The sequence below is a fragment of the Streptomyces sp. NPDC005141 genome, assembly GCF_053599975.1.
Window position 1 is genome coordinate 1 of the sequence record NZ_JBSFYW010000005.1, and the last position, 24,012, is coordinate 24,012.

24 protein-coding genes and 1 tRNA gene are annotated in these 24,012 nt (G+C 70.9%); 15 read left to right on the forward strand and 10 right to left on the reverse strand.

What is annotated here, in order from left to right; all coding sequences use genetic code 11:
• Positions 1-277 precede the first annotated feature (277 nt).
• Positions 278-2,128 (forward strand): tetratricopeptide repeat protein, encoded by a 1,851-nt coding sequence (locus ACWD68_RS05380; RefSeq protein WP_451805160.1) that lies wholly within the window; start codon positions 278-280, stop codon positions 2,126-2,128.
• Positions 2,129-2,803: 675 nt separating this feature from the next.
• Positions 2,804-2,877 (forward strand) — tRNA-Met (locus tag ACWD68_RS05385).
• 242 nt (positions 2,878-3,119) lie between these two features.
• On the opposite strand, the gene ACWD68_RS05390 is transcribed toward ACWD68_RS05385, so the two are convergent.
• Positions 3,120-3,545 carry a Fur family transcriptional regulator gene (locus ACWD68_RS05390; protein ID WP_266762544.1) on the reverse strand — a complete coding sequence of 142 codons (426 nt, stop codon included), beginning with the start codon at positions 3,543-3,545 and terminating at the stop codon, positions 3,120-3,122.
• Between the two features lie 123 nt (positions 3,546-3,668).
• On the opposite strand from ACWD68_RS05390, the gene ACWD68_RS05395 reads away from it, so the two are divergent.
• Positions 3,669-5,138, forward strand: a complete 1,470-nt coding sequence (locus ACWD68_RS05395; protein ID WP_451805344.1) for a catalase — start codon at positions 3,669-3,671, stop codon at positions 5,136-5,138.
• Positions 5,139-5,231: 93 nt separating this feature from the next.
• Here ACWD68_RS05395 and ACWD68_RS05400 read toward each other — a convergent pair whose 3' ends face one another.
• The 3 genes from ACWD68_RS05400 to hisN all read right to left on the reverse strand — a co-directional run bounded on the left by ACWD68_RS05400 (position 5,232) and on the right by hisN (position 7,485).
• Positions 5,232-5,624 carry a CBS domain-containing protein gene (locus tag ACWD68_RS05400; protein ID WP_451805161.1) on the reverse strand — a complete coding sequence of 131 codons (393 nt, stop codon included), beginning with the start codon at positions 5,622-5,624 and terminating at the stop codon, positions 5,232-5,234.
• A 349-nt stretch (positions 5,625-5,973) separates the two neighbouring features.
• A complete protein-coding gene (locus ACWD68_RS05405; protein WP_451805162.1) occupies positions 5,974-6,480 on the reverse strand; it encodes a hypothetical protein in 507 nt (168 codons plus the stop codon).
• Positions 6,481-6,684: 204 nt separating this feature from the next.
• On the reverse strand, positions 6,685-7,485 hold the full coding sequence (gene hisN / locus ACWD68_RS05410; RefSeq protein ID WP_451805163.1) for a histidinol-phosphatase: 801 nt from the start codon (positions 7,483-7,485) through the stop codon (positions 6,685-6,687).
• A gap of 234 nt (positions 7,486-7,719) precedes the next feature.
• Here hisN and ACWD68_RS05415 point away from each other — a divergent pair, with 234 nt between their 5' ends.
• On the forward strand, positions 7,720-8,328 hold the full coding sequence (locus ACWD68_RS05415; RefSeq protein ID WP_451805164.1) for a TetR/AcrR family transcriptional regulator: 609 nt from the start codon (positions 7,720-7,722) through the stop codon (positions 8,326-8,328).
• 18 nt (positions 8,329-8,346) lie between these two features.
• Here ACWD68_RS05415 and ACWD68_RS05420 read toward each other — a convergent pair whose 3' ends face one another.
• The 4 genes from ACWD68_RS05420 to ACWD68_RS05435 form a co-directional block, all read right to left on the reverse strand.
• Positions 8,347-8,670 (reverse strand): DMT family transporter, encoded by a 324-nt coding sequence (locus ACWD68_RS05420; RefSeq protein ID WP_451805165.1) that lies wholly within the window; start codon positions 8,668-8,670, stop codon positions 8,347-8,349.
• A gap of 125 nt (positions 8,671-8,795) precedes the next feature.
• Positions 8,796-9,809 carry a ribosome small subunit-dependent GTPase A gene (rsgA, locus tag ACWD68_RS05425; RefSeq protein ID WP_451805166.1) on the reverse strand — a complete coding sequence of 338 codons (1,014 nt, stop codon included), beginning with the start codon at positions 9,807-9,809 and terminating at the stop codon, positions 8,796-8,798.
• Positions 9,810-9,825: 16 nt separating this feature from the next.
• Entirely contained in the window at positions 9,826-11,166 is a 1,341-nt protein-coding gene (aroA, locus tag ACWD68_RS05430; protein WP_451805167.1) for a 3-phosphoshikimate 1-carboxyvinyltransferase, read from the reverse strand.
• 148 nt (positions 11,167-11,314) lie between these two features.
• A complete protein-coding gene (locus ACWD68_RS05435) occupies positions 11,315-12,046 on the reverse strand; it encodes a M50 family metallopeptidase (RefSeq protein ID WP_451805168.1) in 732 nt (243 codons plus the stop codon).
• A 50-nt stretch (positions 12,047-12,096) separates the two neighbouring features.
• Between ACWD68_RS05435 and ACWD68_RS05440 the strand changes: the two genes are divergently transcribed.
• From ACWD68_RS05440 to ACWD68_RS05485, 10 genes are all read left to right on the forward strand, one after another.
• Positions 12,097-12,912 (forward strand): SOS response-associated peptidase, encoded by an 816-nt coding sequence (locus ACWD68_RS05440; protein ID WP_451805169.1) that lies wholly within the window; start codon positions 12,097-12,099, stop codon positions 12,910-12,912.
• 1 nt (position 12,913) lies between these two features.
• Positions 12,914-13,558: an alpha/beta hydrolase family protein gene (locus ACWD68_RS05445; RefSeq protein ID WP_451805170.1), complete on the forward strand. Its 645-nt coding sequence runs from the start codon at positions 12,914-12,916 to the stop codon at positions 13,556-13,558.
• 255 nt (positions 13,559-13,813) lie between these two features.
• On the forward strand, positions 13,814-14,497 hold the full coding sequence (gene sigR / locus ACWD68_RS05450) for an RNA polymerase sigma factor SigR (RefSeq protein ID WP_189189352.1): 684 nt from the start codon (positions 13,814-13,816) through the stop codon (positions 14,495-14,497).
• The gene (gene rsrA / locus ACWD68_RS05455; protein WP_103548068.1) at positions 14,494-14,796 is read left to right on the forward strand and encodes a mycothiol system anti-sigma-R factor; all 303 of its coding nucleotides are present in this window, start codon (positions 14,494-14,496) and stop codon (positions 14,794-14,796) included. The genes sigR and rsrA overlap by 4 nt, the downstream gene beginning before the upstream one ends.
• A gap of 167 nt (positions 14,797-14,963) precedes the next feature.
• Complete coding sequence (locus tag ACWD68_RS05460) at positions 14,964-16,328, forward strand: HD-GYP domain-containing protein (RefSeq protein ID WP_451805171.1); 1,365 nt, start codon at positions 14,964-14,966, stop codon at positions 16,326-16,328.
• A gap of 113 nt (positions 16,329-16,441) precedes the next feature.
• Complete coding sequence (locus tag ACWD68_RS05465) at positions 16,442-17,623, forward strand: HD-GYP domain-containing protein (protein ID WP_451805345.1); 1,182 nt, start codon at positions 16,442-16,444, stop codon at positions 17,621-17,623.
• A gap of 153 nt (positions 17,624-17,776) precedes the next feature.
• A complete protein-coding gene (locus tag ACWD68_RS05470; protein ID WP_266762575.1) occupies positions 17,777-18,757 on the forward strand; it encodes a tetratricopeptide repeat protein in 981 nt (326 codons plus the stop codon).
• Positions 18,758-18,816: 59 nt separating this feature from the next.
• Entirely contained in the window at positions 18,817-19,467 is a 651-nt protein-coding gene (def, locus tag ACWD68_RS05475) for a peptide deformylase (RefSeq protein ID WP_451805172.1), read from the forward strand.
• Positions 19,468-19,808: 341 nt separating this feature from the next.
• Positions 19,809-20,888 carry an epi-isozizaene synthase gene (gene cyc1 / locus ACWD68_RS05480; protein WP_451805346.1) on the forward strand — a complete coding sequence of 360 codons (1,080 nt, stop codon included), beginning with the start codon at positions 19,809-19,811 and terminating at the stop codon, positions 20,886-20,888.
• On the forward strand, positions 20,885-22,255 hold the full coding sequence (locus ACWD68_RS05485) for a bifunctional albaflavenone monooxygenase/terpene synthase (RefSeq protein ID WP_451805173.1): 1,371 nt from the start codon (positions 20,885-20,887) through the stop codon (positions 22,253-22,255). Before cyc1 ends, ACWD68_RS05485 begins: the two co-directional genes overlap by 4 nt.
• Before the next feature lie 56 nt (positions 22,256-22,311).
• On the opposite strand, the gene ACWD68_RS05490 is transcribed toward ACWD68_RS05485, so the two are convergent.
• A complete protein-coding gene (locus ACWD68_RS05490; RefSeq protein WP_451805174.1) occupies positions 22,312-23,277 on the reverse strand; it encodes a helix-turn-helix domain-containing protein in 966 nt (321 codons plus the stop codon).
• Positions 23,278-23,370: 93 nt separating this feature from the next.
• Here ACWD68_RS05490 and ACWD68_RS05495 point away from each other — a divergent pair, with 93 nt between their 5' ends.
• Positions 23,371-23,574, forward strand: coding sequence for a hypothetical protein (locus tag ACWD68_RS05495; protein ID WP_451805175.1), 204 nt, complete (start codon positions 23,371-23,373; stop codon positions 23,572-23,574).
• Here the strand turns inward: ACWD68_RS05495 and ACWD68_RS05500 are convergent.
• Positions 23,535-23,993, reverse strand: a complete 459-nt coding sequence (locus ACWD68_RS05500) for a hypothetical protein (RefSeq protein WP_451805176.1) — start codon at positions 23,991-23,993, stop codon at positions 23,535-23,537. The two genes, ACWD68_RS05495 and ACWD68_RS05500, sit on opposite strands and share 40 nt — an antisense overlap.
• Positions 23,994-24,012 lie beyond the last annotated feature (19 nt).

The window sequence follows — 24,012 nt, forward strand, 5'->3', positions numbered from 1 at the left end:
CGCTGGGCTCATAACCCAGAGGTCGCAGGTTCAAATCCTGTCCCCGCTACTGAAGTCGAAGGCCCGGATCCAGATCATGGATCCGGGCCTTCGACGTGTGTGACGCCACGCCGGAGCGCCCCGGTGACCTGGCGACTCGTGTGAAGTGCCGCGACATGCGGGGGGAGTTGGGCGATCTGTGTTTGACTTGTCTCTCTGTGGGCATGTCGACAAAACGCTGAAGTGACCTCACTGGCTGCGGTATACCAGGTGTACCCAGGTTGCAGGTGGTGCGACGATGGACGTTATGGGGGACAAGGCAACTCTGTTGGATACAGGGCGGTTTGCGCAGCCTGCCGACTTTGTGCAGCCTGCGGATCTCACGCAGCCTTCCGACCGGGACGAGACCGGCGAGGCTGCCGAGGAGGCGCGCCAGTGGTCGGCCGCCGAAGCCGGCGACGTCGAGGCGATGAGCGTCCTCGGAGCCATGCTGCTGCGCCGCGGCGATTTCGGCGCGGCCGAACCCCACCTGCGCGCGGCCACCGCCGCCGGTGACCGCGCGGCCGCCAACAATCTGGGCGTCCTCCTGCACCAGCGCGGATACGCCGAGGAGGCCGCCGGATGGTGGCGGATCGCCGCCGTCGCCGGTAGCGCGGCCGCCGCGCACGCGCTCGGCCGCTTCCACCGCGAGCGCGGCGACGAGCCCGCCGCCGAGTACTGGCTGCGCCAGTCCGCCGAGCAGGGTCACGCCCTCGGCGCGTACGCGCTCGCCGATCTGCTCGAGCACCGCAGCGACGTGGGTGCCGAGCAGTGGATGCGGGCCGCCGCGGAGCGAGGGCATCGCGAGGCCGCGTACCGGCTGGCGCGCACGCTTGATCGCAAGGCCCTGGACTCGGGTGAGGCCGTGGGTGACAACGGTGTCATCGGTGCCGCGGGCGAGGACGCCGAGCAGTGGTACCGGCAGGCCGCCGCGCGCGGGCACCGGAGGGCCGCGCTGCACCTCGGGGCGATCCTGGAGAAGCGGGGCGACCTCAAGGAGGCCGGGCGCTGGTATCTGACGTCCGCCAAGGACGGGGAGGCGCGTGCCGCGTGCGCACTCGGGTTCCTGCTGCGCGACGCCGGAGACCCCGAGAGCGCCGCCGTCTGGTGGCTGCGGGCCGCACAGGACGGCGACGGGAACGCCGCCAACGCGCTGGGCGCACAGCACGCCGAGCGCGGTGAGACGCAGACCGCCGAGCGGTGGTACCGGGCCGCGATGGACGCGGGGGATGTCAACGGCGCGTACAACCTCGGACTGCTCTGCGCCGAGCAGGGGCGGACCGCGCAGGCCGAACAGTGGTACCGCAGGGCCGCGTACGCCGGTCATCGGGAGGCCGCGAACGCCCTGGCGATCCTGCTGCTCCAGGTCGGCGACGCGGCCGGAGCCGAGCCGTGGTTCTCCAAGGCCGCGGAGGCCGGGAGCGTGGACGCCGCGTTCAACCTCGGCATCCTGCACGCCGGACGCGCCACCGACAGCGATGACGCCGCCGCGCTGCGGTGGTACGAGCGGGCGGCCGCCGCCGGACACACGGAGGCGGCGCTTCAGGTCGCCATCGCGCGGCTGCGGGAGGGCGACGAGCCGGCGGCGGAGCGGTATCTGCGGTGCGCCGCGGGAGGCGGCAGCGCCGAGGCCGCGTACCGCCTGGCGGCCGTGCTCGACGCCCGGCGGCCACCGGCGCCCGCGCACGAACTCGGGGAGCCCGAGCAGGAGAAGAGCGAGTGCGAGGAGTGGTACGAGCGGGCGGCGTCCCAGGGGCACCGGCGTGCGCAGGTGCGGGTCGGGATGCTGGCCGCGGCGCGGGGCGACGTGGTGGAGGCGGCCCGCTGGTACCGCGAGGCCGCCGAGGCCGGGTCGCGCAACGGTGCCTTCAATCTCGGGCTGCTGCTCGCCCGGGAGGGGAGCGAGCCGGAGGCGGCGCTGTGGTGGACCCGCGCGGCCGACGCGGGACACGGGCGGGCGGCCCTTCGGCTGGCGCTCGTGTACGCGCGGCGCGGGGAGCTGGCGGAGGGACAGCGATGGGCCGACCGGGCCGTGTCCCTGGGACCCGCGGAGGTCTCCGAACGGGCGGCGCGGCTGCGGGACGCTTTGCGGGAGGAGCTGTCCGCGTGAGGTGCGGTGGGCCGGGTCGCGGGGCTCGGCCGGGGCCCTGCCCGGCCTGAGGCCCGCACCGGGCTCGGTGTCGACCTGAGCGCGTCGAGCCTTGCCCCGGCCTGAGCGCCGGGCTCCAGATCGGCCTGAGCGCGTCGGGCGCACCCTCGGCGGGGACAGGGCCGGAGCGTGTTTCGGTTGGAGCGGGTGGGGCTCGGCTTCGGCTGGGGCGTGCCGGCGGCCGTCTCGGCCGGGGTGGGACCGGGCCTGCTACGGCCTCGGGCGCGGGGCCCGTCGTGGCTTGGGCGTGTGGGGCTCCGCTATCGGGCTGGGCGCATCGGTGGCTCCGCCTCGGCCCAGGTACGCCGGTTGACCAGTTTCGGACCGAGTGGACCGAGTGGACCGGGCGGACCGGGCCCCGACCAGGTCCGACGGGCGGGGGCCCGCGTTGCTTTTGTTTCCGTCGCCCCGCCCTCTCCGGATGTCGGCTTCGTGCGACGGGAGGGGCGCCCCTGCCGCCTCTGGCGGCCGTCTCCCCGGCTCCGTTTCTTCGCCGCCGGCCATGGCTACCCCGCCCTCGGTCGTCGGGTGGGCCGCGATGTCACCGGTCGTCGAGAGGTGAAGAGCTGCCTGCCGGAGTGTTCGATCAAGGGATTTGCGCTGGCCACAGAGTTGACGTACTGTTCAGTTCATCGACGCGGGGTGGAGCAGCTCGGTAGCTCGCTGGGCTCATAACCCAGAGGTCGCAGGTTCAAATCCTGTCCCCGCTACTGAAGGCCGAGGGCCGGAATCCGAAAGGGTTCCGGCCCTCGGTGCATTCCCGGACCGTGGCGCCGAAGCGCTCCTGCGAACAGCGAACAGCGAACAGCGAACGCGGAGCAGGGAGCGCGGAGGAGGGCAGCGGACGCGGAGCAGGGGTCCCGAACGGCGGTGGTGGGCCGTGGTCGGCGGAACGGTGGGCAGACGAAAGCCCCGGCACGCGTCGCGTGCCGGGGCTTTCGTGTGCGTGCTTCTATGCCGCCGTTGCCGCCGCGCAGTTCGGGCAGACGCCGCGGTACGTCACCTCGACGTCAGAGACCGTGAAGCCGAAGCGCTCCGAGTCGGGGAGGTCGGTGAGCGGGTTGCCGATCGGGTGGACGTCGCGGATCGCGCCGCACTGGGCGCAGACCAGATGGTGGTGCGGCCGGTGCGCGTTCGGGTCGTACCGCTTGGCGCGCTTGTCCGTGGCGACTTCCAGAACCTCGCCGAGCGAGACCAGCTCACCCAGCGTGTTGTAGACGGTCGCCCGGGAGATCTCGGGCAGCTTGGCCACGGCCCGGGCGTGCACCTCGTCGGCCGTCAGATGGACGTGATCGCCGTCGAGGACCTCGGCCACGACACGTCGCTGTGCGGTCATCCGCCATCCACGTCCGCGCAGTCGTTCCAACAGGTCACTCATACAGGTCAGCGTAACAGCAGGTGAACCAGATCCCGAACGGGTGTGACTTTAGAAGCCTGCTTGATTTGGACATTGTCTAATGTAGGGTCGTTGGGTATTGGCCATGCGACCGGACTGGCCTGGATGACGCTGGAGGCGCACGTGACGCAGGGACCGCTTACGACGGAGGCCGGCGCGCCGGTTGCCGACAACCAGAACAGCGAGACCGCGGGCGTCGGCGGACCCGTCCTCGTGCAGGACCAGCTCCTGCTGGAGAAGCTCGCGCACTTCAACCGGGAGCGCATTCCGGAGCGTGTCGTCCACGCGCGCGGTGCCGCCGCGTACGGCACGTTCACGCTGACCCGTGATGTCTCGCGGTGGACCCGCGCCGCGTTCCTCTCCGAGGTCGGCAAGCGGACCGAGACCTTCCTGCGGTTCTCGACGGTGGCGGGGAACCTCGGATCGGCGGACGCCGTGCGGGATCCCCGCGGCTTCGCGCTGAAGTTCTACACCGAGGAGGGCAACTACGACCTCGTCGGCAACAACACCCCGGTGTTCTTCATCAAGGACGCCATCAAGTTCCCCGACTTCATCCACACGCAGAAGCGCGACCCGTACACGGGCTCCCAGGAGGCCGACAACGTGTGGGACTTCTGGGGACTGAGTCCGGAGAGCACCCACCAGGTGACCTGGCTCTTCGGCGACCGGGGGATCCCCGCCTCCTACCGGCACCTCAACGGGTACGGCTCGCACACGTACCAGTGGAACAACGAGGCCGGCGAGGTCTTCTGGGTCAAGTACCACTTCAAGACCGACCAGGGCATCAAGAACCTCACCCCGGCCGAGGCCGGCCGGCTCGCCGGTGAGGACCCCGACTCCCACCAGCGCGACCTGCGCGAGGCCATCGAGCGCGGTGACTTCCCTTCCTGGACCGTGCAGGTGCAGGTCATGCCGGCGGCCGAGGCCGCGGACTACCGCTTCAACCCGTTCGACCTCACCAAGGTGTGGCCGCACGAGGACTACCCGCCGGTCGAGATCGGCAGGCTGGAGCTCGACCGCAACCCGGAGAACATCTTCGCCGAGGTCGAGCAGAGCATCTTCTCCCCGGCGCACTTCGTTCCGGGGATCGGGCCCTCGCCCGACAAGATGCTTCAGGGACGGCTGTTCGCGTACGGGGACGCGCACCGCTACCGGGTCGGGATCAACGCCGGCCAGCTGCCGGTGAACCGCCCGCACGCCACCGAGGCGCGCACCCACGCGCGCGACGGTTTCCTGTACGACGGCCGCCACAGGGGCGCGAAGAACTACGAACCGAACAGCTTCGGTGGCCCCTTCCAGACGGACCGTCCGTTGTGGCAGCCGGTCGCGGTCACCGGTGCCACCGGCGACACCGCGGCCCCGGTCCACTCCGAGGACGACGACTTCGTGCAGGCGGGCAACCTGTACCGCCTGATGTCCGAGGACGAGAAGGGCAGGCTGATCGAGAACCTGGCCGGCTTCATCGCCAAGGTCTCCCGTGACGACATCGCCGAGCGCGCGATCGACAACTTCCGCCGGGCGGACGGTGACTTCGGCAAGCGGCTGGAAGCCGCGGTCCGGGCCCTGCGGGGCTGATGGCGGGCAACGGGGGTGACGGGTGCGCCTGTCTGTGGTGGGCGAGCGGGCCGGAGTGCGGGGGCGACCCCGGGCTCCGGCCCGCTCGTGTGCTCAGGCCGGTACGTTCTGCCGCGCGGGCGCCCAGCAGCGGATGATGTCGCGGACCGAGACGATGCCGACCGGGCCGCTGCCGTCGAGCACGATCAGATGCCGGAAGCCGCCGTGCGACATCGCGGATGCGGCCTCCTCCAAGGTCCAGGAGGGCGCCGCGAAGACGACGTCGGTGGTGGTGTGGCTGCCTGCGGTCTCCGAGTCCGGGTTCTGGCCGTGGGCGAGGGAGTTGAGGATGTCGCGCTCGGTGAGGATGCCGAGGCCGGAGGATTCCTCGTCGAGGACCACCGCCGCGCCGACGCGGCGTGCGGACATCAGACGGGCCGACTGGCGGAGGGTATGTGCCGGGCCGATGGTGAGGACCACCGTGCTCATGGCGTCGCGAACGAGCATGGGCTGGAGCCACCTCCTTGGTGATCCGCCGGCTCCTCGGTTCCTTGACGGAGTCCAAAGAGAAGCGGTTCACAAGTTCACAAGTGGGGGAGCTCTCAGGGTCGCAGTTAAAGGGAGGGTCAACAAGAGGGCGTGTGCCGTGAGTTCGGGGGCGCCCGAGGGTTACTCAGCAGCCCCGGGTCGGCCGGGGCTGCTCACGCGTCGCGCCGGTACCGCCGGTATCGAATGCTCCGGCCGGTGAGGTACGGCACCGCTTCGCGTCCCGGGTCGACGTGCGCCGGTTGCCCGCGAGGCGAGATCCTGCGTCCCGGGCCGGCGTGCGCCACTCGCCCGCCGGCCCGGATCTCGATCACGACATGCCGAACTCCATGACCAGGCTTCCGGTCCGTGCATCCTCGTTCGTGATCTTCTTCCTCTCGTGCCAACCGACCTGCACCGCATACGAGTTCGATCCGTCCGGCACCCCCCGCACGGCGATCGGGAAGGTGCACTTCGCGAAGGCGTCGTAGGCGCCGCTTCCCAGTGACCCGGTCGCGACGACCCGACCTGCCGAGTCGAAGACGGTCACCGGCGCACCCTTGTCGAGGTCGCCGAACTCCTGATTGCCGCCGCAAGGCCCCGAGGCTCCTGAACTGCCCCCGATCTGCACCCGCCCCACGAGCGTGAACGCCCGGTCGTCCCCGGACCCGGAGAGATTCCATGCCAGGGCGACGGCACCGGCACCGATCACGAGCCCGGCCGCTACCGACGCCGCCACGGCGCCCCACAACCGATTCCCCCGCGCAGGCTCTGCCGGTGCCGGTGTGGACGGTGACGTAGCCGGAGCGGCGCTCTCGGCGAGCGTTTCATCAGACATGTCCGCAGCATGGCAGCGAGCAGCACCACCATGCGTCACGGTCACATCACGGCCATCGTGCCTACGTACGTCACCCGGCCCGGCTGGACCGAACCGACTCGTCGGTCGTCGGCCCGGTCGGCGGCCGTTGGCCTTGTCGCGGTGGACTGCCGGGAAGAACGCCGTGCAACGCGCAACGGCCGGGCCCGGGTTGACCGAGTGTCACTAGTAGCGCTGGTTGAGATAGCCCAGCATCTCGTCGTGGAGAAGGCCGTTCGACGCGGCCGCGTTGCCGCTGTGCGGGCCGGGGCGTCCGTCGAGGCCGGTGAAGGAGCCGCCCGCCTCGGTCACCACGATCGCGGTCGCCGCCATGTCCCACAGCGACAGCTCGGGTTCGGCGCAGATGTCCACCGAGCCCTCGGCGACCATCATGTAGGGCCAGAAGTCGCCGTAACCCCGGGTGCGCCAGACCGCCTTCGTGAGGTCGAGGAAGCCGTCGAGGCGGCCCTGGTCCTCCCAGCCGGACAGCGAGGAGTACGCGAAGGAGGCGTCGGCCATCCGCGAGACGCTGGAGACCCGCAGACGGCTCGCCGAGGACAGACTGCGGCCGGTGAAGGCGCCGTGCCCCTTCGCCGCCCACCAGCGACGGCCGAGCGCGGGGGCGGAGACGACCCCGACGACCGGCTGGTAGCCGCCCTCGCCCACCTCCATCAGGGAGATCAGCGTGGCCCAGACGGGGACACCGCGGACGTAGTTCTTGGTGCCGTCGATCGGGTCGATGACCCAGCGGCGCGGGCCCGTGCCCTCGATGCCGTACTCCTCGCCGAGGATCGCGTCGCGCGGCCTGGCCCGCTGGAGCTGTCCGCGGATGAGCTCTTCGGCGGCCTTGTCCGCCTCGCTCACCGGCGTCATGTCCGGCTTGGTCTCGACCTTCAGGTCGAGCGCCTTGAACCGGTCCATCGTCGCGGCGTCGGCGGCGTCCGCCAGGACATGGGCGAGGCGCAGGTCATCGCGATAGTCGGGCATGGGTGAACCGTATCTGCCCGCGTCCGGACGGGGCTACACAGGACGGGGATCATCGCGGGGACGGCGCACCGGTGCCGCGCCGGGCGCGTCCGCCGGGGACGGCCGCGGGGGCTCGTGTCCGGGGCCCGGATGCGTGCGGGTTCGTACACGCGCCCCTCGGAGCCGCCGCGAACCCTTGACAGTGCTTCCGCACGCGTCAAATCTGGCTGCAGAGTCGCTCGCCCCAGGGAGGCGATGATGCCCGCAGCGCGAGAATCCCTCTTGGACGCCGCCTATACGGCGCTGGTGCGCCGGGCGTGGTCCGCGGTGCGGATGGTCGATGTGGCCGCCGTGGCCGGGGTGTCACGCCAGACGCTCTACAACGAGTTCGGGAGCAAGGACGGGCTCGCGCGTGCCCTCGTACGGCGAGAGGCCGATGCCTATCTAGCCGGGGTCGACCGGGCCCTGGCCGCTCATACGGACGCGCGGGAGCGGTTGGTCGCGGCCGCCGAGTGGACCGCGTCGGCGGCGCGCAGCAACGCGCTCGTGCGGGCGATGCTGACCGGGTGCTGGGGCGAGCGGCTGCCCTCGCCCGGGCTGTCCGCCGTGCCCTCGTCGTCCGCGGTGCCCGCGCAGCGGCGCGCCGACGGGCCGTTGCCCTCGCCCAGCGACTTCGTGGCGCTGGTCCGTGACCGCGCGGTCGCCGCCCTCGCCATGTCCAGGGCGGACACCCCCGAGGTCACGCGGGCGTGCGAACTGGTGGTCAGGCTCGCGCTGTCGTGGGTCGTGGCGCCGCCCGCCCGGGGAGGGGTCACGGAGCTGGTCAAGACCGCGCTGGCGCCGTCCCAGCGGCTCGGGGTCTGAGGGCCCCGGGGCGTGTGCTCAGTGCGCCGACCCCGACAGCTGGAGTCCGATGACGCCCATGATGACCAGGCTGATCGAGACGATCTTGAGGATGGAGACCAGGTCGTCGAGGAAGATCATGCCGTAGATGGCGGTGCCCGCCGCGCCGATGCCGGTCCACACCGCGTAGGCCGGACCGACGTCGAGCTTCTTCAGGGAGAGCGTCAGCAGGCCGAAGCTGCCGAGGGCGAAGACGCAGAAGGCGACGGTGGGCCAGAGTCTGGTGAAGCCGTGCGAGAGCTTCAGGCAGACGGCGAAGCCTGTTTCGAGCAGTCCCGCCACAACGACCAGCAGCCACGCCATGTCGTGTCCTCCCTCATCCGCACGTCGACTGCTTCGGCCGGCCCGGATCCGGCTCGGTGCGATTATGCATTCACCGGTCGGGAGAAGCCCTTACCGACGGCGGGCGCACGCAAACACGGGGAAGGTCAGTCGCCCTCGCGGCGCTCCCGCGTGGACAGCAGCCGGCGCAGCGAGTACAGCCGCTGCGGGTCCGCGTGGCCGTCCGCCACCCACTGGTCGAGCGCGCAGTCCGGCTCGTCGTGACTGCACGCGCGGGGGCAGCCCTCGGTGCCGGGTACGAGGTCGGGGAAGGCGTTGATGACCCGGGACGGATCGACGTGGTTCAGGCCGAAGGAACGGACGCCCGGGGTGTCGACGACCCAGCCACCGGCGCTGCCCGCCAGCGGCAGGGCCAGCGCCGAGGTGGTCGTGTGCCGGCCGCGGCCCGTGACCGCGTTGACGTGACCGGTCGTCCGGCGCTGCTCGGGCGGCACCAGCGCGTTGACCAGAGTCGTCTTGCCGACACCGGAGTGGCCGACGAACGCCGTGATCCTGCCGTCCAGCTGCTCGCGCACACGATCGGCGGCGGCCTTGCTCCGCAGCTCATCGCGGCTGGTCACCACGTACGGGATGTCCAGCGCGCCGTACAGCTCCAGGAACTTGTCCGGCGGGGCCAGGTCCGACTTCGTCAGCACGAGGAGCGGGGTCAGGCCGCCGTCGAAGGCCGCCACCAGACAGCGGTCGATCAGGCGGGGGCGCGGCTCGGGGTCGGCGAGAGCGGTGACGATGGCGAGCTGGTCGGCGTTGGCGACGACCACGCGCTCGTACGGATCGTCGTCGTCGGCCGTGCGGCGCAGCACCGAACCGCGCGGCTCGATGCGGACGATGCGGGCGAGAGTGTCCTTCTCGCCGGACAGATCGCCGACGATGGCCACCCGGTCGCCGACGACGGCGGCCTTGCGGCCCAGTTCGCGGGCCTTCATCGCCATCACGACGCGGTCCTCGACGAGGCAGGTCAGACGGCCCCGGTCGACCGTGAGGACCATGCCCTCGACGGCTTCCTCGTGCTTGGGGCGGATGTTCGTACGCGGACGGTTGCCCTTGCGGTTCGGCCGCTGGCGGATGTCGTCCTCGTCGGTGTTCTTGCCGTAACGGCGCATGATCCAGGTCCGCCCGTCAGTTCCCGAGCATTCCGGTCCACAGGTCGGGGAAGTCCGGCAGGGTCTTCGCCGTCGTCGCCACGTTCTCGATCTGGACGCCTTCCACCGCCAGCCCGAGGATCGCGCCGGCCGTCGCCATGCGGTGGTCGTCGTACGTGTGGAAGATGCCGCCGTGCAGTCGGCGCGGCCGGATGTGCAGGCCGTCGGCGGTCTCGGTGACGTCGCCGCCGAGTTCGTTGATCTCCTTGGTGAGCGCGGCCAGCCGGTCCGTCTCGTGCAGCCGCAGATGGGCCACGCCGCGGAGCGTGGAGGGGGAGTCGGCGAGCGCCGCGACCGCCGCGATGCCCGGGGTCAGCTCACCGACCTCGCCGAGGTCCACATCGATACCGTGAATCGCACCCGAACCGGTGAACTCCAGTCCGCTCTCGGTCAGTTCGCAGGAGCCACCCATCTCGGTGAAGATCTCCCGCAGCCGGTCGCCGGGCTGGGTGGTGTGCGCGGGCCAGTCGGGGACGACGACCGTGCCGCCGGTCACCAGGGCCGCCGCCAGGAACGGCTGGGCGTTCGACAGGTCCGGCTCGATGATCAGGTCGCGGCCGAGCAGCGCGCCCGGCGTCACCCGCCAGACGTTCGGCTCGCCGCCCGACTCCGGGGTGTCCACCTGGGCGCCGACCGCGCGCAGCATGTCGACAGTCATCCGGATGTGCGGCATGGAAGGGAGCGTCGAGCCGATGTGCCGGACCTCGACACCCTGGTTGAAGCGCGGGGCCGACAGCAGCAGCGCGGAGACGAACTGGGAGGACGACGACGCGTCGATCTCCACCGGGCCGCCGTCCAGGGCGCCACCGCCGTGCACCGTCAGCGGCAGCGCGCCGCGGCTGTCGTCGTCGATGCGGGCGCCGAGCAGGCGCAGCGCGTCGATCACGCCGTTCAGCGGACGTTCGTACGACCGGGGGTCGCCGTCGAACCGGATGGGGCCGTCCGCGAGCGCGGCGACCGGGGGCAGGAAGCGCATCACGGTGCCCGCGTTGCCGACGTCGACGGTGGCCGGGCCGCGCAGGCCCGAGGGGATGACCCGCCAGGCCTCGCCGGAGGCTTCCGGGCCCCCCGCGACCGTCGAGCTGGAGCCGACCGTCTCCTCGATGCCCACGCCCATCTCGCGCAGCGCGCCGGCCATCAGCAGGGTGTCGCGGGAACGCAGTGGGCGGCGCAGCCAGCCCGGCTCGGAGGCCAGCGCGGCCAGCACGAGAGCGCGGTTGGTGACCGACTTGGACCCCGGCACGTGAACCGTCGCGTCGACGGCTCCGCTTGCGTGCGGGGCTGGCCAGAGGGCGGTGTGGGCGGGGTTCACGGTCATGCGCCCCACTTTAGTGGCAGGGGGCGGGGCAGCCGCGGGTCCGTCACCGCCGGTGACGTCCGCGCGGGGGAACCGGGCACGGCATCCTCCGGGGGCTCGCCGAAGGGTCGCGACGCAGTTCAGGGCGCTTCGGGCAGCGGCCCGCGGTTCACAGTCCGAGCAGCCAGCGCCCGCCGCCCATCAGCGAGCACAGCGACACGGCGTGGAAGAGGAACAGCCAGAGCCCGGCGGGTACGTGCGTCAGCCGCGACAACTGGTCGGCGTCCGAGTCGCCCGCGTTGCCGCGCATCCGCTTGGCCTGGAGTTCGAAGGCCGGGCGGACGCCGCCGAGGAGCAGGAACCACACCACGGCGTACGCGAACGCGGCCTGCACCTGGGGTCCGGCGAGCCAGGACACCAGCAGGAAGGTGCCGCCGGTGAGGATCACGGTGAGCGCGCCGTAGGCGTTGCGGATCATCACCAGCATGGCTATCAGCAGGGCCGTGGCCGCCCACAGCAGCAGGGTGATGTGGCCCGCGCCGAGCAGCGCGGCGCCGCCGAGGCCGAGCAGCGGGGGAGCGGTGTAGCCCGCCGCCGCCGTCAGGATCATGCCGAGGCCGGTCGGCTTGCCGCGGCTGACCGTGAGACCGCTGGTGTCGGAGTGCAGCCGGATGCCGCTGAGACTGCGCCCGGTGAGCAGCGCGACCAGGCCGTGGCCGCCCTCGTGCGCGATGGTGATGGCGTTGCGGGAGAGACGCCAGATCCCGTGCGGGACGATCACCGCGAGCGCCGCGACCATGGTGGCGATCACCACCCACAGGTCGGGATCCGGCTGACTGCCGAAGACCTGGTCCCAGAGGGAGGTGAGCGAGGCCAGCGAGGAGGATGCGGTGCTGTCCATTGTCGGCGGTGGCTCCCTTTTGTGACGCGGAATCTGGCAGTGTTGCACGTATGTGCGGACGGTATGCAGCCAGTCGTGGACCCGAGGATCTCGCAGGAATCTTTGAGATCGAGAAGAGGGATCCCGAGCAGGCCCTGGCGCCCGACTACAACGTGGCCCCGACGAAGGAGGTCTACGCCGTCCTCGACCGTCCTGTGAAGGACGCGGACAGCCCGAGGCCGGTTCGCCAGCTCCGCAGACTCAAGTGGGGACTCGTCCCGTCCTGGGCCAAGACACCCGAGGGCGCCGCCCGGATGATCAACGCCCGAGCGGAGACGGTGCACGAGAAGCCCTCGTACCGCCGGGCCTTCACCTCCCGGCGCTGCATCATCCCCGCCGACGGCTACTACGAGTGGGTCACCGGCAGCGCCGAGCGTGATCTGGAGGTCGAGGGCAGGAAGAAGCGGCCGCGCAAGCAGCCGTACTTCGTGACGCCCGCGGACGGCTCGGTCTTCGCGATGGCGGGACTGTACGAGTTCTGGCGGGACAGGACGCTCCCGGAGGAGCATCCGCTGGCCTGGTGGGTGACCTGCTCGGTCATCACGACAGAGGCGGAGACGACCCCGCTCGCGGCCGCCCCCGCCGAGGGCCCGCACGCGCTGGCCGACATCCACCCACGGATGCCCCTGATGCTCACCCCCGACCGCTGGGACAGCTGGCTCGACCCGTCCCGCGCGGACCCGGACGAACTCCGTGACCTGCTCGCGCCGCCGCCCACCGGCCTGATGCGCGCGTACCCCGTCTCCACCGCGGTCAGCAATGTCCGCAACAACGGACCGGAGCTGCTGAAGGAGCTGGAGGGGCCCGAGGAGGGCACACTCTTCTGACGTGACCGAGATCAACGACGTGAGCGAGACGATCGAGACGGACGCCGGTACGGCCCGCGTCACCTGGCACCGGGCGCGGCGGGCGCGGCTCGTCCTCGCCGTGAGCCATGGCGCGGGCGGCGGCATCGAGGCCCGGGACCTGCGGGCGCTCGCCGAGGTGCTGCCCGCTCACGGGGTGAGCGTCGCGCTCGTGGAGCAGCCCTGGCGGGTGGCCGGGAAGAAGCTGGCGCCGGCGCCGAGGACGTTGGACGTGGGATGGCGGGGAGTGTGGCCGGCGCTGGCGAAGCCCGGGCTCCCGGTGGTCTCCGGCGGCCGCAGCGCGGGTGCCCGCGTCGCGTGCAGGACCGCGACCGAACTCGGGGCCGCCGCCGTCCTCGCACTCGGCTTCCCGCTCCACCCGCCGGGCAGCCCCGAGAAGTCCCGCGCCGGCGAGCTGCTCGGCGCGGGGGTGCCCACGCTCGTCGTCCAGGGCGGCAACGACCCGTTCGGGAAGCCGGAGGAGTTCCCGCCGGGCTCGTACGAGCTGATCGAGGTGCCCTTCGGAGATCACGGCTTCGCCGTCCCGAAACGGGCTCCGCTCGGCCAGGAGGAGGCGCTGAAGGTCGTCACGGACGGTGTCGTGCGGTGGGCCGCGTCACTCGGGTGACGGCCGGGAATGCAGAGTGACGGACTTCTGTTGTGCGGATCAGACAGCACGGAGCGTGCTGGCCCGTTCGTACGAGAGGAAGTCCGCCGCATGGGTTCGACCTTCTGCCCGAGCCGCAGCAGCCGCGCTGACCTGGACTGGACGGTGCTGCACGCGGGCAAGAACGCCCCGATTCGGGCGGCGGGCGGGCATGATGTTCGTCTATCCTCCGATTCCAGTGGGACCGGTCTCGGTGCCACTACATCGCTGGAGGAGGTGGGTCCGGTCACTGGGACCGACGCAGGGACCGAACACGGCCAGGCGGAGCAGCCCGAGGGCCAGGGCACGAGCACGGAGTCGTCCGCCGAGCGCACCGCGCGCTTCGAGCGGGACGCGCTCGAATTCCTCGACCAGATGTACTCGGCCGCCCTGCGCATGACGCGCAACCCGGCCGACGCCGAGGACCTGGTGCAGGAGACGTACGCCAAGGCGTACGCGTCCTTCCACCAGTTCCGTGAGGGCACCAACCTCAAGGCGTGGCTGTACCGCATTCTCACCAACACCTTCATCAACTCGTACCGCAAGAAGCAGCGCGAACCCCAGCGCAGTGCGGCCGAGGAGATCGAGGACTGGCAGCTGGCGCGTGCCGAGTCGCACATGTCGACCGGCCTCCGTTCGGCCGAGTCGCAGGCGCTCGACCACCTGCCCGACTCGGACGTCAAGGAAGCGCTGCAGGCGATCCCCGAGGAATTCCGCATCGCCGTCTATCTCGCGGACGTAGAGGGCTTTGCGTACAAGGAGATCGCGGACATCATGGGGACACCCATCGGTACGGTGATGTCCCGGCTGCACCGGGGTCGTCGCCAACTGCGCGGCATGCTGGAGGACTACGCCCGTGACCGCGGGCTCGTCCCGGCCGGCGCCGGAGAGTCGAACGAAGCGAAAGGCTCGGGCTCATGAGCTGCGGAGAGCCGCACGAGACGGATTGCAGTGAGGTACTCGATCATCTCTACGAGTTCCTCGATCATGAGATGCCGGACGCGGACTGCACCAAGTTCGAGGTCCACTTCGAAGAGTGCTCCCCGTGCCTGGAGAAGTACGGCCTCGAGCAGGCCGTCAAGAAGCTGGTCAAGCGGTGCTGCGGCCATGACGACGTGCCCACCGATCTGCGGGCCAAGGTGATGGGCCGCATCGATCTGATCCGCTCCGGGCAGACCGTGCCCGAGCACGACGTGACCGCGACGGCACAGGAGTCCTGACCTCCGGGGCGACGCCGCTGTCCGCGAAGACCGGCGAAGTCCGTCCGTTTATCACCCGAACGTGCTAATCCGCGGGCTCGGAGCCCGCGGATTGGGTCATACCCGTTCCCGCGTCCTTTCCCCCGTCCTAGGCTCTCCGGAGCCTAGGACGGGGGAGGTACGAGGAGATGGGTTCGGTTCCGGCGTGGGCCCGTGCGTACGTGGCCTGTGTCGTTCTCATGGCGCTCGCCTGCCTCGCCCCCCTGCCGCACCTCCGTGTCTCCTGGTGGATCGTCGCGCTGCTCGCCGTGCTGTACGCGGGCTGCGAGCGCGTCACGTTTCCGCCCCGGCCGCGCGGTGCCGGTGCGCCCGGCGGCGCGTCCCTCCAGGGGATGGGCACCTTCCTTCCCGTACTGCTGGCCGGTGCCTTTCTGCTGCCGCCGCCCGCCGCCGCCCTCGTCGCGCTGCCCGGGGCGCTGCTCGCCCGGGTCGAACAGCGGCCGCGCGGCCCGCGCCGGGTCTGGCGCGCGGCGCAGCTCGCCGTCGCCGTCTGGGCGGCCTCCCGGGTGCACGGGGCGCTCGGCGGCCGGGACGCGGTGGTCACGCCCCACTTCCCCTACGCGCTGGTGCCCGCCGGGGCCGCGGTGCTCACCTTCTGTGCCGTGCTCACCGTTCTCGACGGCGGGATCCTGGCGCTGGCCGAGCGGGCGCCGGCACGCGGTGCCTGGCGCGGCCTCTTCGCGCGCTCGCTGGCACCCGTCGCCGTGCACGGGCTCGCCGGGCTGATGATGGCGGTGCTGTGGCGCAGTCCCTACGGACCCGTCGCCGCGCTGCTCGTCCTGCTGCCCATGTACGTGTCCTGCTGGGTCTTCGCCCAGTACCACCGCGAACGGGCCGCCCACCAGGCCACCATCCGCGCCCTCGTCCAGGCCGTCGACATCAAGGACGGCTACACCCGCGGGCACAGCGAGCGGGTCGGCCAGGCGTCCGTCATGATCGCCCGTGAGCTGGGCATGGACGACGAGCGCGTCGAGGGGCTCCGGTTCGCCGGAATCCTGCACGACGTCGGCAAACTCGGCGTTCCCACGCGGCTGCTGCGCAAGGACGGACCGCTGACCCCCGAGGAACGGCGCGTCATCGAACTGCATCCCGAGTACGGGCACGAGATGGTCCGGGGCATCGGGTTCCTCGGCGAGGCCCGGTCGGCGATCCTGCATCACCACGAGCGGCTGGACGGGAGCGGATATCCGTACGGGCTGGCGGGGTCGCAGATCCCCGAGTTCGCCCGGGTGGTGGCCGTCGCCGACGCGTTCGACGCGATGACCTCGACCCGGTCCTACCGCAGGGCCCGGCCCGTGCCGGTGGCCCTCGAGGAGCTGGAGCGGTGCGCGGGGGCGCAGTTCGACCCCCGGATGGTGGGGGCGCTGGTGCGCGCGCTCGGCCGGCACGGCTGGCACCCCGCGGTCACCGCGGACGTCGGCCCGTCCGTCCTGCCGGGTCCCGGCAAGCCGCCGACGCGTCCGTCCGGCACCGTCGGGCGGAGGGCGCCGTGAGCACCGCCGCCCCGCGCCGCGGGCTTCCCGCCCGTTCCGCCCGTCTCCCGTCGGCCGGGAGGGCGCCCGGCGCGCTCACCGCGGTCCGAGCCGTCGCCCTTCTCCTCGCGCTCCTGTCCCTCGGCGTCACCCTCTGGGACGGACTCGACGAACGCGGCACCGCCCTGGCTTTCGGCGTTCTCATCGCCGTCGGCGAGCTCGCCCGGTGGAGCGGGACCGGGGAAAGGGAGTCCGCGCCCCTGGGGGCCGCCGGAGCCCTCGCGTACGCGTTGCTCGGCGAGAATGCAGGGCACCGCACCGACCACGGCGTCCTCCAGGTCGTCGCCGTCGTCGTGGCGGCGGCGCTGATCGGCTGCGTTCCGCATGTGGCACGGGGCCGCGGGCCCACGGTCGACCACCTCGCACGTCGCGTCCTCACTGTCGCCTTCGCCGCCGTCTGCTTCCAACCCCTGTACACGCAGGGCAGGTTGCTGGAATGGGGCGGCCCGACCCACGCTCTGCTGCTCGTCGCGCTGCTCGTGCTCACCACTCTGTGGGACGCCGTGCTCGCGGCGGCGACGGCCCATATGCGGACCCGGTGGCCGTTCGGGCCGCTGCTGCGCGACGAACTGCGGGCCACGCTCGGGATCGGGTCGGCCGTGTGCGCGACCGGGGCCGTCATGTCGCTCGCGGTCGCGGTGGTCGGGCTGTGGGCGCTGCCCGTCTTCTCGCTGCCGCTGCTGCTCACCCAGTTGTCCTTCCGGCGGTACGCCGCCGTGCGGGTCACCTACCGGCAGACGATCGCCTCCCTCGCGCGCGCGACCGAGATCGCCGGGTACACACCGGCCGGGCACGCCCGGCGCGTGGCCGCGCTCAGCCGGGCCGTCGGCCGTGAGCTGGGCCTTTCCGAGCCCGACCTCACCGTCCTGGAGTACGCGGCGCTGATGCACGACATCGGGCAGCTCAGCCTGGTCGACCCCGTGCCGGCCGGTGCCACCGTCGTGCTCCCGGTGGACGAGCAGCGGCGGATCGCGCTGCTCGGCGGCGCCGTCGTACGGCAGACCGGGGTGGACGCCGAGGTCGCCGTGGTGGTGGAGCGGCAGGCGGACCCCTACCGGGAGCAGCCCGTCACCGCGCGCATCGTCCGGGCCGTGAACGCATACGAGGAGATGGCCCGGGAAGCAGGGCCCGGAGGGCCGCTGACGGCCCTGGAGAAGCTGCGGCTGGCCACCGCCCACGACTATCAGCCAGAGGTCGTGGAGTCGCTGGCCCGGGTCCTGTCCCGACCCGGTCTGACCTTGCCCTGGGCTGGGTAACCCATGGGTAATGAGCGGCCGTCCGACGGTCCGTGGTTGGATGCGAGGAAGAGGGTGTTCGGGGGCATGGGCCAGCCCGGGGCTGCACTGTCTTCAGGGGACTCTTCAAAGGACCGGCAGGCGGGAAACGCAAGGAACTGGCAGGCGGGAATCGTGAGGATCTTCGGCAAGGGACGACACCGGCCCTCCGCCTCATGGCGGCAGGCCACCGACCGTGCGTTCACGCTGATCGGCGACGGCCGTTACGAGGACGCGGGAGCGCTGCTGACGCGTGCTGCGGACCTGGAGCCCTGGCTGTCCGAGTCCTGGTTCAACCTGGCGCTGCTGCACAAGTTCCGGCACGACTGGGAGCAGGCGCGGGCGGCGGGACTGCGGGCCGTCGCTCTGCTCGACCGGGAGACCGGCGCACCTGACTGGTGGAACGTGGGGATCGCGGCCACCGCCCTCCAGGACTGGCCGCTGGCCCGGCGTTCCTGGCAGGCGTACGGACTGCGGGTGCCCGGAGGCGCCGCCGTCTCCGGTGAGCCGGTCGGCATGGACCTCGGCAGCGCGGCCGTCCGGCTGTCGCCGGAGGGCGAGGCCGAGGTGGTGTGGGGGCGCAGGCTGGACCCCGCCCGTGTCGAGGTGCTGTCGATCCCGCTGCCGTCCTCGGGCCGCCGCTGGGGCGAGGTCGTGCTGCACGACGGTGTCCCGCACGGCGAGCGGACCACCGCCGCGGGGCACGCCTACCCGGTCTTCGACGAGATCGAGCTGTGGGCCCCCTCTCCGGTGCCCACCTGGGTCGTCCTCCTGGAGGCGGCCACCGAGGACGACCGGGACGCGCTGGAGCAGCTCGCCGCCGACGCCGGCTTCGCCGCGGAGGACTGGTCGTCGTCCGTACGGCTGCTGTGCCGGATGTGCTCCGAGTCCCGGATGCCGTCCGACGAGGGCGACGAGGAACACCTCGACCCGCACGACCACAGTGAGCCGGGGCACCCCGGTCCGCTCGGTCATCGCACCGACGGGCAGCTCTGGGTTCCCGAGCGGGAGTGCGGCCTCGCGGCGCCCGCCTCGCTGGTGCGCGGCCTGCTCGACGGCTGGGTCGCGGACAGCCCGGACTCCCGTGACTGGCGGGATCTGGAAGAGGTCTGCTGAGTACCCCTTTAGGCTGTACTCGCAGAATTTACCGAGGTCTGAGGAAGGCGTACGTCGTCATGGCGCAGCAGGACACCGATCAGCAGCACGTGGGCGTGCTCCCCGTGGACGACGACGGCTTCGTCATCGACACCGAGGACTCCGAGGAGCGCGAGGCGGCCTACCGCGAGCGCGGCACCTCGCAGCCGATCACGGTGGTCGGGAACCCGGTTCTGCACAAGGAGTGCAAGGACGTCACCGACTTCGGGGACGAGCTGGAGCAGCTGGTCGCCGACATGTTCGCGAGCCAGCGCACCGCGGAGGGCGTCGGCCTGGCCGCCAACCAGATCGGCGTCGACCTGAAGGTCTTCGTCTACGACTGCCAGGACGACCAGGGCACCCGGCACGTCGGTGTGGTCTGCAACCCGAAGCTCGTGGACCTGCCCGCCGACCAGCGCCAGCTCGACGAGAGCAACGAGGGCTGCCTCTCCGTGCCGACCGCCTACGCGCCGCTCGCCCGCCCCGACTACGCCGAGGTCGCCGGGCAGGACGAGAAGGGCAACCCGATCAGGGTGCGCGGTACGGGCTACTTCGCGCGCTGCCTCCAGCACGAGACGGACCACCTGTACGGCTACCTGTACATCGACCGGCTCTCCAAGCGCGAGCGCAAGGACGCGCTGCGGCAGATGGCCGAGAACGAGCCGCGCTACGCGATCGTCGCGAACGACTGAACTACCACGTCGCCGGTCGTCCCGTACGGCTGTGACGCATTTTGACAGGCGGGACGCACGGCCCCTCGTGGGTCCGCTCGAACGGTGCCTGGTCGGGTGAACGCCCTGACCAGGCACCGTTCGCATGTGCGTCGCACGTTCGATCCCTTGTGCTCCTCCAATGATCCGGATTCAGTCATACAAGGGGAGATTCTCGGCATGCTGAGGTAGTCAGTGGGCCAAATCCGTTCCCAGAACGGTCAGTTGTAGTGCTGAATGGGAACTGCGGGGATACGCAACGGCGCACGCCCGGCACAGGTGGAGGGGTGTGACGTCAACAGGCGGCTGAGAGGGGTTTGTTCGTGCATGCTTTCTCATACGGCTCTTCATCGACAGCGATCGCGGTACCACCGGCGCTCTCTCTCCCGGTGATCGAGTCCGAGTTTCCCCGTCAACTGCACCCGTATTGGCCCAAACTCCAGGAGAAGACCCGGACCTGGCTCCTCGAAAAACGACTGATGCCCGCGGACAAGGTCGAGGAATATGCCGACGGCCTGTGCTACACGGACCTCATGGCGGGCTACTACATTGGCGCCCCCGACGAGGTCCTGCAGGCGATAGCGGACTACAGCGCGTGGTTCTTCGTCTGGGACGACCGGCACGACCGCGATGTCGTGCACGGCCGGGCGGGCGCCTGGCGGAGGCTCAGGTTCCAGCTTCACGCGGCCCTCGACGCTCCCAGGGACCATCTGCACCACCAGGATCCCCTGGTGGCAGGGTTCGCGGACAGCATGGTGCGGCTGTACTCGTTCCTCGGAGAGAACTGGAACAAGCGGTTCGCGCTCCACTTCCACGCGGTGATCGAGGCGTACGACCGGGAGTTCCGGAACCGTACCTCCGGCACCGTCCCCACGGTCGGGGAATACCTCGAACTCCGCCGGCTCACCTTTGCCCACTGGATCTGGACCGACCTTCTGGAACCGAGTGCGGGCCAGGAAATCCCCAACAGAGTGCGACTGCATCCCGCATTTCAACGGGCGGCGCTGCTCAGTCAGGAATTCGCCGCCTGGTACAACGACCTCTGTTCACTGCCCAAGGAAATAGCGGGCGACGAGGTCCACAATCTCGGAATCAGTCTCATTCATCATCAGGGGCTGACGCTCGAAGAAGCCGTCACCGAAGTGAGGCGGCGGATCGAGGAATGCATCGAACAATTCCTCGTCACCGAGAAAGACGTACTGAGGCTCGCCGACACCCTCGAGGACGGCACCGTGCGAGGGAAAGAGACCAGTGCCGCCGTAAGGGCGTGCCTCGGAAATATGCGGAACTGGTTCAGCTCCGTGTACTGGTTCCACCACGAGTCGGGCCGGTACATGGTCGACAGCTGGGACGACCGCTCCACACCCCCGTACGTCAACAACGAAGCGGCAGGTGAGAAATGACCGTCGAGTCGGTACGACCCGAGGTGCCCGAGGTGCGGGAGCTCTCCGTCCCGCCCCTCGCCGGAGGCGGGGTGCCCGGTCTCGGGCACGGCTGGAAGCTGGTCCGCGACCCGCTGGGCTTCCTCGCCCAGCTGCGCGACCACGGCGATGTCGTGCGGCTCAGGATGGGCCCCAAGACGGTGTACGCCGTGACCACCCCCGCGCTCACCGGGGCCCTGGCGCTCAGCCCCGACTACGAGATCGGCGGCCCCCTGTGGGAGTCGCTCGAAGGGCTGCTGGGCAAGCAGGGCGTCGCCACGGCCAACGGGCCGCAGCACCGGCGCCAGCGGCGGACCATCCAGCCCGCGTTCCGGGTCGACATCATCCCCGAGTACGGCCCGATCATGGAGGAGGAGGCGCGCGCGTTCGCGGCACGCTGGGAGCCGGGGACGGCCGTCGACTGCACCTCCGAGTCGTTCCGCGTCGCCGTCCGCGTGGCTGCCCGCTGCCTGCTGCGCGGCCGGTTCATGGACGAGCGTGCCGAGCGGCTGAGCCTCGCCCTCGCCACCGTGTTCCGCGGCATGTACCGGCGCATGGTCATACCCGCGGGGCCGCTCTATCGGCTCCCGCTTCCCTCGATGCGTGCATTCGACCGGGCATTGGCCGATTTGCATGCGCTCGTCGATGAGATCATCGACGAGCGACGGGCATCTGGTCAAAAGCCGGACGATTTGCTGACGGCATTGCTGGAAGCGAAGAACGACGACGGCGACCCCATCGACGAACAGGAGATCCACGACCAAGTCGTCGCGATACTTACTCCCGGCAGCGAAACCATCGCCTCCACGATCATGTGGCTGCTCCAAGTCCTGACGGAACACCCGGAACAGGCGGCCAAGGTGGCCGAAGAGGTCCAATCCGTCGCCGGAGACCGGCCCGTCGGATTCGACGACGTCCGGAGGCTGTCGCATACGAACAATGTCGTCGTCGAGGCGATGCGTTTGCGCCCCGCCGTATGGATATTGACGCGGCGCGCGGTGACCGAAACCGAGCTGGGTGGCTATCGCATTCCGGCCGGTGCCGACATCATCTACAGCCCGTACGCGATCCAGCGCGACCCGCGGTCGTACCAGGAGCATCTGGATTTCGATCCCGACCGCTGGCTTCCGGAACGCTCCAAGGACATCCCGAAGTACGCGATGCGTCCCTTCAGTGTCGGCAACCGCAAGTGCCCGAGCGACCACTTCTCGATGGCGCTGCTCAGCCTGGTCACAGCGACCGTGGCGTCCCGGTGGCGCTTCGAGCAGGTGTCCGGGTCCGACGGCACGACCCGCGTCGGCATCACCCTGCGGCCCCACGAGCTGCGGCTGAAGGCCCGTCCCCGCTGAGGCCGTCGGGCGCCCGGCCCGGCCGGTGTCCGACCCGCACGTCTACCGGCGCACGTTCAGGCCGCCTTCGGGCCCCTGAACGTGCGCCGGTACGCCTGCGGAGTCGTCCCCAGGCTCCGGACGAACTGGTGGCGCAGCGCCGCCGCGTTGCCGAAGCCGGCGCGGCCCGCGATCGCGTCCATCGTCTCGTCGGTGGCCTCCAGCAACTCCTGTACCAGCAGGACCCGTTGACGCAGGATCCAACGGTAGGGCGTGGTCCCCGTCTCCTGCTGGAAGCGGCGTGCGAAGGTGCGCGACGCCATATGGGCACGGGCCGCGAGCTGTTCGACGGTCATCTCCTCGTCGAGGTGTCGCTGCATCCACACCAGCACCTCGCCGACCGTGTCGCACCGTGAGCGCGGCAGGGGCCGCTCGATGTACTGGGCCTGGCCGCCGTCGCGGTGAGGCGGCACCACCATGCGGCGGGCGATGGTGTTGGCCACCTCGGGACCCTGCTCCTTGCGGACGATGTGCAGACAGGCGTCGATACCGGCGGCGGTGCCGGCCGAGGTGATCACCGGGTCCTCGTCCACGTACAGGACGTCCGGCTCGATGATCGCCCGCGGGTACTGCCGGGCCAGCTCGTCGACCTGCTGCCAGTGCACGGCGCAGCGCCGGCCGTCCAGGAGCCCGGCCGCGCCGAGCGCGAAGACACCGGAGCAGACGCTGAGCACCCGGGCCCCGCGGTCCACCACGCGGCGCAGCGCCGCGAGCAGTTCGGGCGGATAGCCGCGTACGGCGTAGGTGTCCCCGGCGGGCACGACCACCAGGTCGGCCTCTTCGAGCCGGTCGAGGCCGTACGGGGTGGAGACGGTGAACCCGGCGACATGGGTGCCGAGCGTCGGCCCCTCGGCGGAGACGACCGCGAACTCGTAGACGGGCAAGCCCTCGTCGCTGCGGTCCAGGCCGAACACCTCGCAGACAACGCCGAGTTCGAAGGGATGCACGCCGTCGAGCAGGACGGCCGCCACGTTGTTCAGCATGTCCCCAGTGTGCCGTGGAAGTGGCAGTAATTCGAGGGTGTGCGGCAGTTCTGCCACTGATGGTAAGGAGTCACCGAAGCGACACTAGTGTCCATGAACTCAGTGACGGACAACCTCGTCGGAATCCTGGCCGTTCTCGGTATCTTCACGGCCGTGGCACTCCCCTCCCTGATCGGGCTCGCGCGCGAGCGGCGCGTGGACCGTCAGCTCCGGGCCGCCGCCCGCCCCCGCCAGGAGGCCGGGCGGCCGCCGCGGCCTCACTCCTTCGTCACCACCACGGTGACCGTCCACTCCTGAAGCCCGTCGCAGGAGACCCGGGCGGGATCACTCGGACACATCGGCCGGGAGGACGTCAGCCGGACCGTTCCGGCCGAGACCGCCTTGTAGGCGGCGGACGCGTCGCCCGGCTGGAGGACGATTCCGCTGTTGGTGGCCTCCAGCCCGCCGCCGTCGGCCTTGACGGGCTTCCAGGGTTTGCGCGTGGTGCCGTCCAGGGAGACACGGATCGTCTCACCGGGTGCCAGACAGTAGGTGTCGCCGGTGTCGGCGGCGCCGAGCTCCGCCTTCGCCGTGGCGCAGTCCCGGGGGGACGGGGTGGGCGACGGCGACACGGTGCCGCTGCCGCCCGCGTCGCCTCCGCTCTGCGTGCCGCAGCCCGCGAGGAGCAGGATCAGGGCGGTGAGGGCGATGGTCCGGGTGTGGGTCGTTCGACGCATGGGGTGGCCTCCTTGCGGG